The organism is Paenibacillus illinoisensis NBRC 15959, from assembly GCF_004000925.1.
Lineage (GTDB): Bacteria > Bacillota > Bacilli > Paenibacillales > Paenibacillaceae > Paenibacillus > Paenibacillus illinoisensis.
This window is the reverse complement of the sequence record NZ_BIME01000001.1, coordinates 81,058-95,643: the sequence shown is the minus strand read 5'-3', so window position 1 is coordinate 95,643 and position 14,586 is coordinate 81,058. Positions and strand designations below refer to the sequence as shown.

Annotated in this window: 16 protein-coding genes; 11 read left to right on the top strand and 5 right to left on the bottom strand. The window is 42.3% G+C overall.

Annotated elements, in window-relative coordinates:
- Positions 1-66 precede the first annotated feature (66 nt).
- Positions 67-756 carry a DUF421 domain-containing protein gene (locus PIL01S_RS00395; RefSeq protein WP_246058049.1) on the bottom strand — a complete coding sequence of 230 codons (690 nt, stop codon included), beginning with the start codon at positions 754-756 and terminating at the stop codon, positions 67-69.
- A 247-nt stretch (positions 757-1,003) separates the two neighbouring features.
- Here PIL01S_RS00395 and PIL01S_RS00390 point away from each other — a divergent pair, with 247 nt between their 5' ends.
- Complete coding sequence (locus PIL01S_RS00390) at positions 1,004-1,753, top strand: gamma-glutamyl-gamma-aminobutyrate hydrolase family protein (RefSeq protein WP_127535764.1); 750 nt, start codon at positions 1,004-1,006, stop codon at positions 1,751-1,753.
- 600 nt (positions 1,754-2,353) lie between these two features.
- Here PIL01S_RS00390 and PIL01S_RS30000 read toward each other — a convergent pair.
- Positions 2,354-2,485, bottom strand: a complete 132-nt coding sequence (locus PIL01S_RS30000) for a hypothetical protein (RefSeq protein ID WP_281280750.1) — start codon at positions 2,483-2,485, stop codon at positions 2,354-2,356.
- Positions 2,486-2,929: 444 nt separating this feature from the next.
- Positions 2,930-3,481, bottom strand: a complete 552-nt coding sequence (locus PIL01S_RS00385; RefSeq protein ID WP_127535763.1) for an alpha/beta fold hydrolase — start codon at positions 3,479-3,481, stop codon at positions 2,930-2,932.
- A gap of 309 nt (positions 3,482-3,790) precedes the next feature.
- Here PIL01S_RS00385 and PIL01S_RS00380 point away from each other — a divergent pair, with 309 nt between their 5' ends.
- The 6 genes from PIL01S_RS00380 (at position 3,791) to nspC (ending at position 9,255) form a co-directional block, all read left to right on the top strand.
- Entirely contained in the window at positions 3,791-4,369 is a 579-nt protein-coding gene (locus tag PIL01S_RS00380) for a TetR/AcrR family transcriptional regulator (protein WP_127535762.1), read from the top strand.
- 199 nt (positions 4,370-4,568) lie between these two features.
- Positions 4,569-4,739: an NADPH-dependent FMN reductase family protein gene (locus tag PIL01S_RS00375; protein WP_246058048.1), complete on the top strand. Its 171-nt coding sequence runs from the start codon at positions 4,569-4,571 to the stop codon at positions 4,737-4,739.
- A 26-nt stretch (positions 4,740-4,765) separates the two neighbouring features.
- Positions 4,766-5,479 (top strand): SDR family oxidoreductase, encoded by a 714-nt coding sequence (locus tag PIL01S_RS00370; RefSeq protein WP_127535761.1) that lies wholly within the window; start codon positions 4,766-4,768, stop codon positions 5,477-5,479.
- A gap of 118 nt (positions 5,480-5,597) precedes the next feature.
- Positions 5,598-5,948, top strand: a complete 351-nt coding sequence (locus tag PIL01S_RS00365) for a DUF3221 domain-containing protein (RefSeq protein ID WP_127535760.1) — start codon at positions 5,598-5,600, stop codon at positions 5,946-5,948.
- Positions 5,949-6,887: 939 nt separating this feature from the next.
- Entirely contained in the window at positions 6,888-8,126 is a 1,239-nt protein-coding gene (locus PIL01S_RS00360; protein ID WP_127535759.1) for a saccharopine dehydrogenase family protein, read from the top strand.
- A 1-nt stretch (position 8,127) separates the two neighbouring features.
- Positions 8,128-9,255, top strand: coding sequence for a carboxynorspermidine decarboxylase (nspC, locus tag PIL01S_RS00355; protein WP_095287195.1), 1,128 nt, complete (start codon positions 8,128-8,130; stop codon positions 9,253-9,255).
- A 97-nt stretch (positions 9,256-9,352) separates the two neighbouring features.
- Here nspC and PIL01S_RS00350 read toward each other — a convergent pair whose 3' ends face one another.
- Together PIL01S_RS00350 and PIL01S_RS00345 are read right to left on the bottom strand one after the other, a co-directional pair.
- Positions 9,353-10,231: an aminoglycoside phosphotransferase family protein gene (locus tag PIL01S_RS00350; protein ID WP_127535758.1), complete on the bottom strand. Its 879-nt coding sequence runs from the start codon at positions 10,229-10,231 to the stop codon at positions 9,353-9,355.
- Entirely contained in the window at positions 10,228-11,112 is an 885-nt protein-coding gene (locus PIL01S_RS00345; RefSeq protein WP_127535757.1) for an AraC family transcriptional regulator, read from the bottom strand. The genes PIL01S_RS00350 and PIL01S_RS00345 overlap by 4 nt, the downstream gene beginning before the upstream one ends.
- 162 nt (positions 11,113-11,274) lie before the next feature.
- Here PIL01S_RS00345 and PIL01S_RS00340 point away from each other — a divergent pair, with 162 nt between their 5' ends.
- The 4 genes from PIL01S_RS00340 (at position 11,275) to asnA (ending at position 14,562) form a co-directional block, all read left to right on the top strand.
- Positions 11,275-12,180: a DMT family transporter gene (locus PIL01S_RS00340; protein ID WP_246058087.1), complete on the top strand. Its 906-nt coding sequence runs from the start codon at positions 11,275-11,277 to the stop codon at positions 12,178-12,180.
- A gap of 43 nt (positions 12,181-12,223) precedes the next feature.
- Positions 12,224-12,556 (top strand): chaperone CsaA, encoded by a 333-nt coding sequence (gene csaA, locus PIL01S_RS00335; protein WP_127535755.1) that lies wholly within the window; start codon positions 12,224-12,226, stop codon positions 12,554-12,556.
- A gap of 222 nt (positions 12,557-12,778) precedes the next feature.
- Positions 12,779-13,414 (top strand): LysE family transporter, encoded by a 636-nt coding sequence (locus tag PIL01S_RS00330; RefSeq protein ID WP_127535754.1) that lies wholly within the window; start codon positions 12,779-12,781, stop codon positions 13,412-13,414.
- 134 nt (positions 13,415-13,548) lie between these two features.
- Positions 13,549-14,562 carry an aspartate--ammonia ligase gene (gene asnA, locus PIL01S_RS00325; protein WP_127535753.1) on the top strand — a complete coding sequence of 338 codons (1,014 nt, stop codon included), beginning with the start codon at positions 13,549-13,551 and terminating at the stop codon, positions 14,560-14,562.
- Positions 14,563-14,586: the final 24 nt, after the last annotated feature.

Sequence of the window (14,586 nt, the reverse complement as noted above, 5' to 3'; positions counted from 1 at the left end):
GACCAGGTAAATGGGCGTACCATTTACCTGGTCTTTATATTTATAATGGACCAAAGATTGGTTGAATTAACCTTTTCCGCTTTTACTTTTCGGAATAATGTAGAGTTCTCCGTCGTCACCATATTCTGCATAGGCGATATCCTTTATATTGTCATAGCCCTGCTTCTGAATTTCTACCCTGACCATCTCCATATCGATATTTTTACCTTTCATGGACTTCTTAAGCAGCTCTCCTTTATCAATTACGGTTACCGCAAAACGATCAGGTGATGTCTCCATACCCATATCTTCTGCGGTAGGAGGTTCGTACTCGGGCTTGCGAAGCACGGATAACGATCCATCCGTTTCGAGGATGGCGTATTTCACTTCCTGAATAGAAAATACATTCTGTTTACGAAGCATGGAGAGCAGCTGCTTAAATTCAATATCGTATTTTTTTAACAAGCCTTGATTGACTTCACCATTATCAATTAAGAGCACGACTCGTCCTTCCGCGACATATCCGAACTTCACAAATCTTGTTGTGGCTTTCTCGAAAAGGTAAGAGAGTGCAGTCCAGAGTGCTAATGCGAATAATAGATGAGATACCTTGATCTCATCATCATACAGCGTATTTCCCACAATCTCACTGAGCACCAACGAGGATAGGAAATCGAGCGGTGTAAGTTGGCTTAGCGTTTTTCTGCCGGTAATAAAGGCGATGGCCCACAGGCCGAAAAAGCTAATGACTAGTTTGATGCTTAACTCCAAGAACATTCCTATCCCTCCCAAGTTCGGAATCTTGATTAATCATTACCCGGGATATTCTATAAATAACATATTGGATTGTTTACCAGTGAAGCTAAATCTGTATAAGGTATGCAGGATTAAGATAGGCAAAGGGTAGGATAATGCAATAATTTGGTGAGTTTGTATATCAGGAGAAATGATAAAATGAATGAAAAGATTTCCGTTTTCTCACATAGCGATTGACATGAAAATGACCCCATTAGGAGGTAAACAAATGAAGAAGCCCATGATCGGAGTCCTGCCGCTGTATGATTCCAACAAAAAAAGTTACTGGATACTTCCAGATTATATGAACGCAATCGAGAGTGCGGGCGGAATTCCAGTGATGCTGCCGTTGACAACGAATCTAGAAATAATTGCAACTTTGGCGAATGAGTTTGACGGGTTCTTGTTCACGGGCGGACATGACATTAATCCAGAGCTTTATCATGAAAAAGCAGAGGATACCTGCGGGGAGTTATGTATGGAACGCGATATGATGGAGTCCTTGCTATTTCAGAAAGTAATTGAACTTGATAAGCCCGCCTTCGGCATATGCCGGGGATTACAGCTGTTTAACGTGATACTGGGTGGATCTTTGTATCAGGATATTCCTACACAGCTTCAAGTAAGCAATACGGTTAATCATAAGCAAAGCCCACCCTATACGAATCTGGTACACGATGTACATATTGAAAAAGGTAATTTGCTGCATGACATTATTCAAGCAGATACGATGAAAGTGAACAGTTACCATCATCAAGGAATTAAGACGCTCTCGGATAAGTTACAAGCAGCTGCAGTCGCTGAGGATGGAATTGTTGAATCTGTGGTTATGCCCAACCAAAAATTTGTACTTGCAGTGCAATGGCATCCGGAATACAGCTACACAGTGGATTCATCTAGCCAAAAGTTATTTTCAGCTTTTGTTCGTTCTTGTACATTCATTGGTTATGATATCGATATTGACGAGATAACAGCATAAAAATAGTAAAAGCAGTCGATCCGTGCGATCGGCTGCTTTTAAATTTTATAGGCATTTGATTATTAAGAACCCCAAACTCCATTTGTTATTTTGTACAAAATCTTACCTACACAGAATTGCAGCAGGGAGAGTGTCGTGATTACAACAAGAACAAACATTACAACGCTAAGGATTTTTGTCGGCATTAGGTCTGCAATCCAATTCCCACCTAGGTATATAGAAACAAATGCGACGTAGATTGCCAAACCGTAAGTAATAATCATTCCAATAATTTGCTTCGGTGAACTTTTTTTTTAATTGATGTATTTGCTTCCATGCTATAAGGGTTAGTAAAACTAGACTGATTAGCGCTGTGATGATTTCTTTAATTTTTTCCAACTCCTTCTATTAAGCAATGTAGTGGCGAAAAGAAAACTGTGGAAAGGTAGCATTTAAAAAAATATTATTATCCGATTAAAGTTCATTTCGGACATGAAGCAGCTGCAGTGTCAGCTGCTTCATGTTTTTATTCAAAGTCATATGAACTTCCTAATCAAGTGCTAATCTAATCAATGTTTTCGATAAGCCAATTACCTTCTTTGTTCTTTGTGAAGAAATACGTTATGGCTTGCTGCTTGAATGATTTGTTTGGTTAATTTCATTCATCGATTCTCCACCGGATGCTGCACAAGCAGATTGAAGCAAGAGCACAGTCATCACAACAGAGAAAATGCCATAATAACGTCTATTCATTAGAGAGATCCTCCAATTTCTAATTTTTTCGAACCATCAACTATTTCAATAAATGAACAAAATTCATGGCAAAAGGTTTGAAACCACGAAGTAAAGGTTTAAATTTATCCCTAGTTACAATATTTAAACATATGAAAAATTCACAATAATAAAAGCTTTCTACGTACTTTGCTTCTACCTACCTAAGTGTTCATATCTGCTCACCCTCGTTGTTTTAAAAAGTTCACGATCCTTAAGAAAAACACAAGCACTTTTTCTGAGAAGATTGAATGATTCGCAGTTAAATCCTCTGAAATTAATATGGAAAAAATCAGCTAACGTTTATGTAGTAATAATGAATTAACCATGTGATAAGAGTTAAGCTTTGTATAGCCATACATTAGAAAAAGAAAGAACCCCTTGGTTGTACTCAACCAAAAGGTTCTAAATGAGGCTCCTTCGATGTCATCGATACAAGCTGCGCTGCGGTTCTACAGAATTCAACAGATCATACTCCATTTTCATTCCATCAAGGAAGGTTAACAATTCTTCGTTGAATTTCTCCGGTTCATCGAATAGCATGGCATGACCACTATCTTCAAATCTCACGATGCGGGAACCCGCAATGCTCTGTGAGGTTAGTTCTCCCAACTCAGGCTCAACAATTTTGTTTTTTTGTCCGTGGAACACAACCGTTGGGATTTGTATTGCAGCCAGGTCTTCACGAAGATCCTCATCTCGTAATGAAGCCGCAGCTTTAATCGTACCATGGTGTGATGCCTGATAACAGAGCGATTCCAGCCACACCAGCATACCCGGATTTGATTTTGTTTTGGTAAATTTCAAACCGAATTTGTTGAGCATGGCAGGTCTGTTCTCATAGGTAGCATGTATTAACTGCGCTGTTACTTCGTCAGGCTCCATCCCATACTCCATACCAGACCGGCGGGTAAAAACGGGAGTAGCTGCTCCTGCCAGAAGAAGTCTCTTAATACCGTGGCCGTTATGACGTGACATATACCGAGATGCTAGTTTTGATCACTATTAAACGCATGTCTGTTTGGGCAAACCATAAAGTAACATCTTCATGAATGTTAATGAGCAGTAAATAAATGAAATTGTGATCAGGGCGATTAATCTATAAATGGCTTGAAAAGACAAGGGAATAAGCGAAAACGAAATATGAGAACGATTGGTAAAAATAATTCTTTACTGATCGTTCTCATTCTGTTAGGATGATTTTACAGGAAAAAACCTATGAGCATCTGTAGAATATTCTTTAAATCGTTATAAACACATTACAATTGGTGAAGGGGGGAACCTGAGATGGCGAGAAGCAAAGAATTTGAGGAAAATGAAGTTTTAGATAAAGCCATGAAGCTGTTCTGGGAGCAGGGATATGAGAAAACGTCAATGAGTGATCTCGTTGAGCACATGGGTATTCATCGCAGAAGCATTTATGATACGTTCACCGATAAACGTACCTTGTTCTTCAAAGCAATGGAACGGTTCGGTAATCGTACCGATGCCAAAATGTCAGCAGGCGTCAAGCAAGCCAAAACAGCCAAGGAAGCTCTTCATTTTATCTTTGATTATATGAGCAGCACTGAAGAGGGCGAGCCATCTGGATGCATGTTTGTCAATTCTGCAGTGGAAATGGCTTGCCGGGATGAAGCTGTAGATGCCAAAGCGGTTGGGGCCTTTGAAAAAATGGAGCATCTTCTTGTGGAGATCGTCACCTGGGGGCAAGAAAATGGGGAGTTCTCAAGCCAGTATGGCGCGCAAGAATTAGCGGAGTACTTGCATAATGCTTTAATCGGGATCAGGGTAATGGCCCGGACATCAGTGCCTAAGGAAAAGCTAGAGCGTATTTCCACAATGAGCATGCTTTTGTTAGAAAAATAAGATGAAGTGGTGTCGTCTTGACGTGATATTTAGAATGGTCATACTCAATAAAAGCAATGGCGGATAGTTAAGTGCAGGAGCCAGCTCCTGCCTTAACCAAATACAGAGCATTCTTGTGCACCGTTTTTAGAACGATCATTCTCATATAAAAATTAAGGAGTGTTTAATTCTGTTTACAATTCGGGATATTGCAAAACCAATGGAGGCGCTCGCCAACTACGTCGGTGCCCATTATCTGCCGCCAGTTGCTATCCATAACACCAATCATATCACGGATGAGCAGATCGCCATTAGCCAAGAGGCTTACGTGGATCATCTAAGAAGTGTAAAACATGTGCAAACATCAGGTTTGATCACCATTAACAAATAATCATAAAATCTGAGGAGGAACAAAAAATGACAAACAATAAAATTGCATTGATAACTGGAGCAAATAAAGGAATTGGGTATGAGGTTGCAAGACAGCTCGGGGAATTAGGCATTACGGTTTTGGTAGCCGCACGCAATCAAGCAATAGCTGATGAAACAGCAAACCAACTAAGCAAGAAAGGCATCGAAGCCGTGGGTGTGGAGCTGAATGTGACAAACCCGGAGCATACTGCGAAGGTAACCAGATGGATTAGTGACACGTATGGTCGATTGGATATCCTGGTCAATAATGCAGGGGTGTGGGCTGAAAAAGAGGATTACGAAGGCGATGCACTGCGTGATACGTTTGAGGTCAATACATTCGGTCCTTATCATCTCACAGAATCATTAATGCCTCTGCTTCTGAAAAGTGAGGCTGGTCGAATTGTTAATCAGAGCAGTGCTCTCGGTTCCATACAATTTCTGCTGACCAATGAGCTTGCGCAGCGGATTGCCACACCTGCATATTCTGCATCCAAGGCAGCATTAAACATGCTGACAGCATATTGGGCTCAAAAAGCGCAAGGAACGAATCTTAAAGTGAATTCCGTACATCCCGGTTTGGTTAAAACACAAATGGGCGGAGAAAAGGCAGAGCTATCCCCAGAGGAAGGTGCCAAAACGGCTGTGCGTCTGGCTACCTTGTCTGAAGACGGTCCAACAGGCAGCTTCTACTATATGGATAGTCAGCTTCCTTGGTAACTCATTAAAGCCGCATATCGCGGCTTTTTTTGTTAATGGATGTTAGATGAAGAAGCAACAAACGTTTTAATCCAAACGTCTAATATAGGAGGTAGCTGTGTTGTGAGGAGGAATATAATTGAGAATATCGGTCATAGGTGTGACGCTACTCGTTCTTCTATATGCACTTAGTGGATGCCAAGTATTCTCGACAAGTGAAGTTGGGGATTACATTCTTCAGAAGGAAGAAGATCGAATTCTTGTAGCGGAAAATATATCTAGAGAAGATGCGAATCAACCTTTTGGCGATCTTAGAGAAAAAAAGGTCACCCTAATCCATTATATTGTTGAAGATTCTGAGCTCCTTGAGCAGCTTGAAGTAGGGGACAAAGTTAAAATTACTCCCAAAGTAAATGAAGAAGGGTTTTATCATGTCATGCAATCTGATCCACCTCAAATTATAGCGGGCAAGATTGAGAGAGAAGAATAAACCATAAACTTCAATAATTTCTATAGTAAATAAGTACAAAGAAAAGGGAGAACAATATAAATGGGTAAAGGTGTAAAGTTTCAATAACTTTAGTAACTATACTAATGTCTGTTGGTAAACTTGATTCCATAAATAACTTATTGTATCCGGGAATGCAGAAAGGACTTACAACTTTTGCGAACATGGTTCGTGACCTTATAAAATTGTTCTTTCTACAGTGAAGAAGATGATCATTCATATGTTCCTGTTACATTGTGCAAACTACAAGTAAGCATCAGAGCAGAAGAGAAAACCATAATGGATGTCATTAACCCGCTCGGAAAGCTAAAACGAAAAACCATATCTGATTAAAGGATCCTCTGACCAGAATGAGGAAAAAAGTTTTTTTGAGTTATCCCTTGATTTTTTTAAAAGTGTTTGTTATTGTTTAACCTGTGATTTTGGAAAGCAGTTATATCAATTGGAACGAGCACTTTCCAGCAGATAATTTTTGACCACTTCCATGAGGGAGTCAAGGCCATACGGACAGCCGGGTCAAACGCCGATTGGCAACTTATGTTGCCTTATTGATTGAGTTAAAAGCTCAAATTTTATAAGTTGGTTACTTTACAACCAGTGCAATTGCACATCAACTTGTGAAACGGTCAATAAGAGTGGTAAAGGCGAATTATTTGCTATATAGACTCTGATCTGATATTGATATACATGAGGGAGCTTTCCACCAGAGGAGTTCTTTGAACTTTTTTGGTTATGGAGACTTTACGTTTTTTCACGATGTATATCGACAAGCAAGTGTGATGATGCGCGGATTGCGGCATTTATTCACCTTGCTTTTTTTGTTGTCAGGAATTGACGGAAGTTGAACAATGAGAAGACCTTGAAACGGACAATTGAATCAAAAACCAAAAAAATCTACATATGGGATAGGAGAATGTAAAAATGGGAAAAGCACTAATTATCGGCGCCGGCGGCGTGGCTTCTGTGGCAGTACACAAATGCGTTCAAAATAGCGAAGTTTTTGAGGAAATCTGTATTGCGAGTCGTACCAAATCCAAATGTGATGATCTCAAAGCGAAGCTGGACGGTGGCAAAACAAAAATCACTACAGCACAAGTGGACGCGGATAATGTAGACGAATTGATTGCTTTGATCAACGAAGTTAAACCGGATATCGTTATGAACCTGGCTTTGCCTTATCAAGATCTGACGATCATGGATGCGTGCCTTGCAACCAAAACGCACTACATGGATACAGCTAACTATGAGCCAGAAGATACTGCAAAATTCGAATACAGCTGGCAATGGGATTACAAAGAGCGTTTTGAAAAAGCAGGAATCACTGCACTGCTGGGCAGCGGTTTTGACCCAGGCGTAACTGGCGTATTCTCTGCCTATGCCCTGAAGCACTACTTTGACGAAATCGAGTACATCGACATCCTGGACTGCAACGGCGGCGATCACGGCTATCCGTTCGCAACCAATTTTAACCCGGAAATCAACATCCGCGAAGTTTCGGCAAACGGAAGATACTGGGAAAATGGTGAATGGATCGAAACTAAACCGATGGAAATCAAGCGTGTCTACGACTTCAAGGAAGTTGGCGAAAAAGACATGTACCTGTTGTACCATGAAGAGCTGGAATCTTTGGCGAAAAACATTCCTGGCTTGAAACGGATTCGTTTCTTCATGACATTTGGCCAAAGCTACCTGACTCACCTGAAAGCACTTGAGAATGTGGGCATGACTTCCATCGAACCTATCGAATTCGAAGGCAAACAAATCATCCCGCTGCAGTTCCTGAAGGCGGTACTGCCTGACCCGGCATCCCTTGGACCACGTACTGTGGGCAAAACGAACATCGGCTGCATTTTCAAAGGCAAAAAAGACGGCAAGGACAAAACGTACTACGTTTACAACATCTGTGATCACCAAGAGTGCTACAAAGAGGTTGGTTCCCAAGCTATCTCGTATACAACAGGCGTTCCAGCAATGATCGGCGCAGCTATGGTTATGACAGGCAAATGGAACAAACCAGGCGTATACAACGTGGAAGAGTTCAACCCGGATCCGTTCATGGAAGAGCTGAACAAATGGGGACTTCCATGGGTAGAAGACTTCAACCCGGTTCTTGTTGACGAACTGCCAGAAGAAGTGAAAGAATCGGAGCTCGTTCGTTAAGATGCGGTTTGAGCAATTACCGACACCATGCTTTGTTGTTGATGAGGCGCTTATTGAGAAAAATGTGAAGATCCTTAACGGTGTCATGCAGCGTACAGGTGCCAAAATCGTGCTGGCTCAAAAGGCATTTTCCATGACAGCGATGTATCCACTAATCGGACAATATTTGAGCGGGGCAACGGCAAGCGGGTTATATGAAGCCCGTCTGGGCCACGAGGAAATGGGCAAAGAGAATCATGTATTTGCACCAGCCTACCGTGAAGACGAGATCGATGAGATTATTTCAATCTGCGATCACATTATTTTCAACTCTTTTTCGCAGCTTGCGAAATTTAAGGATAAAGCACTTCAGGCTGGCCGCAAGATTGGCTTGCGTATCAATCCTGAATGTTCGACCCAAGAAGGGCACGAGATTTATGATCCGTGCTCTCCAGGTTCACGTTTCGGTGCCAAACAGGAGGATTTCCGTGCAGAGCTGCTGGAAGGCGTCTCCGGTTTGCATTTCCATACACTATGTCAACAAAATTCCGACGATCTGGAAACGACGCTGAACGCAGTGGAAGAGAAGTTCGGACAATGGCTGCCTCAAATGGAGTGGATTAACTTCGGTGGTGGACACCACATTACACGTGAGGATTATGACATTCCAAGACTGGAAGCATGCATCAAACGCATGCAGGACAAATATGGCTTGGAAGTTTATCTGGAGCCAGGGGAAGCTGTTGCGCTTAACGCGGGTTATCTGGTGACTTCTGTGCTGGATTTCCACAAAAACGGAATGGATATTGCCATTCTGGATACGTCGGCCACTTGTCACATGCCAGACGTACTGGAAATGCCATATCGTCCGCCGCTCGTTGGCTCCGGAGAAGCAGGAGAGAAGCCTCACCTGTACCGTCTTGGCGGTCAAACTTGTTTGTCTGGTGATGTCATTGGAGATTATTCGTTTGATGAGCCTTTGAAAGAAGGCGATCGTCTGGTCTTTGAAGATATGGCGATCTATTCCATGGTCAAAACGAATACATTCAACGGAATGCCATTGCCAGCCATCGCTGTAAAACGCAAAGATGGCGATTGTGAAGTTGTCCGTGAATTCGGGTATCAGGATTTCAAAATGAGACTGGCTTAGTTAGCTATTATGTATATCATTAATAATAAAACCGGATTCCACGAATAGGAATCCGGTTTTTATGTTTTATCTTAGGAGTACTACAAGGACGATATGACTAAAGTGATTTATAATCTCGAATGATCACATCTATAACCCGTTTTCCCCAGTTGGATGACTCCGAACCTGGTTCATTCCAGGCATAAGTGATAAGTGCTTTCCATAATGCCCATCCTCTCGCACGGTTAATCATATCTTGGTCAGCATTCATTCGGCGGAGGAAAATATCACGACTCCTATCATCAAAAAAGTTCCATGCCAGCACCAGGTCGCTGGAAGGATCACCTACGCCCATCGTTCCGAAATCAATGACGCCGCACAATCGGCCGTCTTGTACGAGCAGATTTCCTACAGCAACGTCACCGTGCAGCCAGAGCGGTGTGGCTTCATATTTTGTGGCAAGGGCAAGCTCCCATATTTCCAATAACAGCTTTGGATCGTACGGACTGGGTAAAACGTCAATGACGGATCTGGTGTCCTGGTCATAAACAGCCAGGTTTCCGCCGCGATGAAAATTTTGGATGCCTGCGGGAATACCTTGGCTTGCATCAATCGCTTCCAGTTCAATTAGAAAACCAGCGAGATCCTCAGCAAATGTGTTCAGATCCGTTATATTTTCAACTGTGACTGTGCTGCCTTCAATCCATTGGTTAACAGACCAGGGAAGAGGATATGCTGCCGTAGGCTCACCTTTTGCAATCGGTGCCGGAATCGGCAAGGAGAGATAAGGCTTGAAAATGGGCAGCCACGTCAATTCTTTTTGAACAGCAGAGGCATATCGCTCATGACTCGGTAAACGAACAGTCATCTCATTTCCTAATCGATAGGTCCGATTATCGTGTCCACTTTTGTCCACGGGTGCTATGGTTAGGTGTTTCCACTCGGGAAATTGACTCTGGATCAGCTGACGTACCAGTTCAGTCGTAATTTCAATCATTTCACTCGCCCCCTGCGGAAGTCGTTAGGTGTTTGTTGATGCTGTTTTTTGAAAGACTGAATAAAGTGATTCACATGATTGAAGCCCACTCTATGGGCTATCTCCGTTATAGTATAGTCGGTCGAGCTTAATAACTCACAGCTTTTTTTAATTCGATACTTAATCAAGTAGGCATAAGGGGTCATATGAATTGTACGCTTAAAACTTCGGGTGCATTCCGAAACACTCAGATGAGATGCATCGGCGATCTCCTGTAATGTAATCGGATCTGCATAATGACGGTGGATGAAACTGAGCATGAATTGAAGTCTCTCCTGTTGACGCTTCACGTTCACTGATGCTTCCTCTGTCGATAGCGAAAAATTGGAGATTATGGTCAGCCACAGCTGTACCGTCTGAATGGAAACCTCGTACTCCCAGCCCCATTGTTTGGTCATCTCAAATTTTTTTTTCATATCCCAAAGCATTTCAAGTACTTGAATTTCCCATGTAACTTCGCCTTTGATTACAAGGGATACAAAGGACGAGTTGGTATAGGGGAGGACATAGTTTTTCTCCATGGCACTATCCGAGTAGAAAGCTAGCAGTTTCTCCGGAAAATTAAAACTGACATACTGTCCGTTATGCGTCAAATGGGTCGTAACATGAAGAATGCTTTTATTGATCAGAATGGCCTGACCTGTATGTAATTCATGATCCATCCCGTTAACCTGGATCACCAGTGTTCCTTTGGTAACCAATGTGATCTGTAGATCTTCATGCCAATGCAGGTCGTTGAACCCTCTTCCTTCAGGGATGCTATCGTGGACCGTATGCGTGTACATGATATAAGGGAAGGAAGTATCGGGATATTGGATGGTCTCATGCAAGGGTTTCTCCATGGAGTTGATTCCTTTCAATTGACGATATATCGATATAAATGAAAGATATTATTGCACTAATGATCGATAAGCGGTGATATTATTATATCAGATCTTAAGGTTATCAATACATCCTGTGCACAGACGATTGGATAAAACATCCTGGAGGATTTACATGTGAAAATGAAACAATCGTCGTTACCGCTCCATCCGTATATATTGCTTTTGATCAGCATCCTGTCTGTTTCGATCTCATCGATTATGATCAAATCATCAGATACGGCAACCGCTGTGGCTGGAATGTACAGATTGTACATATCCGTAATCATTATGCTTCCTTTTGTACCCTGGAAAGCCCTTCTGATCTCTAAGATGAACAAGAAAGACTGGGTTACCGTAGTGGTAGCAGGGCTATTTCTTGGATTACACTTTTTATTTTGGATGGAATCCTTGGTCCATACTTCGGTGGCGAGTTCTATGGTCATCTTGTCATTGCAGCCTTTATTCGTAATGATTGGCTCTTATTTTATGTTCAGAGAACGAAACAGCATGCTAACGATCTGTTGCTTAATTGCAGCCCTCATTGGTTCAATCATCATTGCTTGGGGGGATCTGGGGATTTCGCGAGAGGCGATATTAGGAGACGGACTATCCTTGTTGGGAACCATTTTGGTTTCTGCTTATATGCTTGCAGGGCAGAAGGTCAGCCGTAAGATAGACTCGAATTTATACAGTATCCTTGTTTTTTTCCTGGGCGGGACCGTGATGCTGGTTTATTGCTTGTTCAATCAAATTCCTTTGGTGGGTTACCGTTCTTCGGATTGGACCTATTTCTTGTTGCTCGCCGTAATTCCAACCATTTTTGGTCAGAATATTTTTAACCTACTATTAAAAACGATCGGCGCTACGACAGTTTCTGTAGGGATTATTGGGGAACCTGTTCTGGCAATTCTTCTGGCTTATCTATTTTTGGGAGAAACGATAACCGCATTTCAATTAACAGGTGGATTGATTACATTGTTCGGTATGGGCGTGTACTTTTGGCTCCGTTCCTCCAGTCACATCGTAGCTAAACAAGAATGGATTTAGTGTATTATATTGGAATAAAACAAAAGATGAGGAGATTATATACATGGCAACCATTGATGATTTTATGAAGCTGGATATCCGCATTGGAACAATACTTCATGCTGAGTTTTTTGCAGAGGCAAAAGTGCCGGCGATCAAGCTGGAGATTGATTTTGGAGAAGAGATTGGTATCAAGAAATCGAGTGCACAAATTACGAAAAGATATGAAGCGGAAGTGGTCATAGGGAAACAAGTTATTGCTGTTGTTAATTTCCCTCCGCGCCGGATCGCCGGATTCAAGTCGGAGGTATTGGTTCTAGGAGGTGTACCCGAAAAAGGGGATGTCGTGTTGTTAAAACCTGATATTGATCTACCACCAGGAACACCTATAGCGTAAAAAGATTTTTGGGTTATCGATCAAACTAAAAATCGTACGATGTAGAAGCATCAAATAACGACGTTATATAGAGGCTATTTCCAGACATGTTTATCTGTCTGTGAAATAGTCTTTTTTTCATAGATAAAAGCTATATAAATGGTTGTAATATTGTCATGTTAAGCGTAATTGGATCATAAGATGGGGAAATAAACTGGACAAGCGAGTAGGAGTGAGGAAGTCTTGAGTGTTCAACTTCTGATCAGTTATATTTTCCTTGGTTTGACGCTTGCTGCTCCCATTGGGCCTGTCAATTCAGCCCGATTGGACAAAGGCATCAAAAATGGTTTTTGGCATGCATGGATGGTCGGAGCGGGTTCCATGATCGCCGATGCTGCCTTTATGCTGTTGATTTATATGGGCTTGGTTCAATTTCTCAATATCCCCTGGGTACAAATTCTCCTCTGGCTCGTTGGCGGGTTCACGCTAACCTATACTGGCATCGAGAGTATTCTGCAAATCAACAAAGTGAAGCTGCATTCGGCCAAAAATCGCAAGGATTCCCTCTTTCACTGCTTCATGCTGGGATTTTTGATGTCGATCACCAGCCCGATGTCCATCATTTTCTGGTTAGGCATTTATGGATCCATTCTGGCCAAAACGGCAGTATCATTCGGGACAAGTCATCTGCTGATATACAGCAGTATGATCTTCATCGGATTGACGCTCTGGGATTTGCTTGTGGCAGGGTTAACTACAGGAATGCGGCGTTATCTCAATCAAAGAAGCCTCTCCATCATATCCGTTGTATCCGGTTTGTCTCTGGTTGGGTTCGGCGTTTATTTTGCGCTTCAAGGGCTGCGTGCATTGTTCTCGTAAAGGATGGGCGTACACCCAAATGCTTCAATTCTGGAGTGGGACAACGCGACACCGCCATGATAGGCACATAGACTGCTCTCATCAGTTATGCAGAAAACTGCATGATAATCAAACTGAAGGGACGATGTACTTTCATGCTGCGAACGATTGTTGTACCGAACAAGTACCAACCGATGCTGAACCTAAGGGAAACTGCCGAGGCCATACATTTTACAAAAAAGAAGTTTCAGGAACGATTGGAGCAGCATATAAATCTCATACAGGTACCCTCACCTGTTCTTCTGCAAGAAGGTACAGGAATTAACGATAATTTGAACGGAATAGAGCGTATCGTTTCTTTCGATGCATTGGATATGGAAGAAGGACAGATTGAGGTTGTTCAATCCCTAGCGAAGTGGAAACGGATAGCACTGAAGACATATGGCTTTCAGGTGGGTGAAGGATTATACACCAATATGAATGCCATCAGACGAGATGAGTGGATGGATAATTTGCATTCCATCTATGTGGATCAATGGGACTGGGAGAAGGTCATAGCAGAAGATCAACGCAACCTAACGACCCTCAAGGAAGAAGTAAGCAAAATCTATCGTTCGATTCAAACAACAGAGCAAGAACTCTATACTCAATACTCATGCCTTGAGCCCATTCTGCCCGATCAGATTTTCTTCATCACAACACAAGAGTTGGAGGACCGATATCCGGATCTTACCCCAAAAGAGCGCGAAAATGAGATTACACGCCAATACGGTGCGGTGTTTATCATGCAGGTAGGTGGGCTGCTGAATTCAGGGATTGTGCATGACGGTCGTTCACCGGATTATGATGATTGGACGTTAAACGGAGATATTTTATTATGGTTTTCGGTGCTGGAGCAGGCTCTGGAAGTCTCATCGATGGGAATACGTGTTGATGCCGCTGCACTTGAAAAGCAATTGAACCTGAGTCAAGCGAACGAACGGGCCGCTCTTGATTTTCATCAATCTGTCTTGAACGGAGTACTTCCTTTCACGATTGGAGGCGGAATTGGTAAATCCAGACTGTGTATGTTTTTGCTGCGAAAAGCGCATGTTGGAGAAGTGCAGGCGTCGGTGTGGAATGACAGAACGTGGCGGGAATGCGAAGAGGGAAATATTCCTCTATTATAGATGGATTGAAGCGTTTTGAAACAG

What these genes read in the sequence shown, in the direction of transcription:
- PIL01S_RS00395 (WP_246058049.1), bottom strand. Translation starts at nt 756, where the DNA reads ATGTTCTTGGAGTTAAGCATCAAACTAGTCATTAGCTTTTTCGGCCTG.
- PIL01S_RS00390 (WP_127535764.1), top strand. Translation starts at nt 1,004, where the DNA reads ATGAAGAAGCCCATGATCGGAGTCCTGCCGCTGTATGATTCCAACAAA.
- PIL01S_RS30000 (WP_281280750.1), bottom strand. Translation starts at nt 2,485, where the DNA reads ATGAATAGACGTTATTATGGCATTTTCTCTGTTGTGATGACTGTGCTC.
- PIL01S_RS00385 (WP_127535763.1), bottom strand. Translation starts at nt 3,481, where the DNA reads ATGTCACGTCATAACGGCCACGGTATTAAGAGACTTCTTCTGGCAGGA.
- PIL01S_RS00380 (WP_127535762.1), top strand. Translation starts at nt 3,791, where the DNA reads ATGGCGAGAAGCAAAGAATTTGAGGAAAATGAAGTTTTAGATAAAGCC.
- PIL01S_RS00375 (WP_246058048.1), top strand. Translation starts at nt 4,569, where the DNA reads ATGGAGGCGCTCGCCAACTACGTCGGTGCCCATTATCTGCCGCCAGTT.
- PIL01S_RS00370 (WP_127535761.1), top strand. Translation starts at nt 4,766, where the DNA reads ATGACAAACAATAAAATTGCATTGATAACTGGAGCAAATAAAGGAATT.
- PIL01S_RS00360 (WP_127535759.1), top strand. Translation starts at nt 6,888, where the DNA reads ATGGGAAAAGCACTAATTATCGGCGCCGGCGGCGTGGCTTCTGTGGCA.
- nspC (WP_095287195.1), top strand. Translation starts at nt 8,128, where the DNA reads ATGCGGTTTGAGCAATTACCGACACCATGCTTTGTTGTTGATGAGGCG.
- PIL01S_RS00350 (WP_127535758.1), bottom strand. Translation starts at nt 10,231, where the DNA reads ATGATTGAAATTACGACTGAACTGGTACGTCAGCTGATCCAGAGTCAA.
- PIL01S_RS00345 (WP_127535757.1), bottom strand. Translation starts at nt 11,112, where the DNA reads ATGGAGAAACCCTTGCATGAGACCATCCAATATCCCGATACTTCCTTC.
- PIL01S_RS00340 (WP_246058087.1), top strand. Translation starts at nt 11,275, where the DNA reads ATGAAACAATCGTCGTTACCGCTCCATCCGTATATATTGCTTTTGATC.
- csaA (WP_127535755.1), top strand. Translation starts at nt 12,224, where the DNA reads ATGGCAACCATTGATGATTTTATGAAGCTGGATATCCGCATTGGAACA.
- asnA (WP_127535753.1), top strand. Translation starts at nt 13,549, where the DNA reads ATGCTGCGAACGATTGTTGTACCGAACAAGTACCAACCGATGCTGAAC.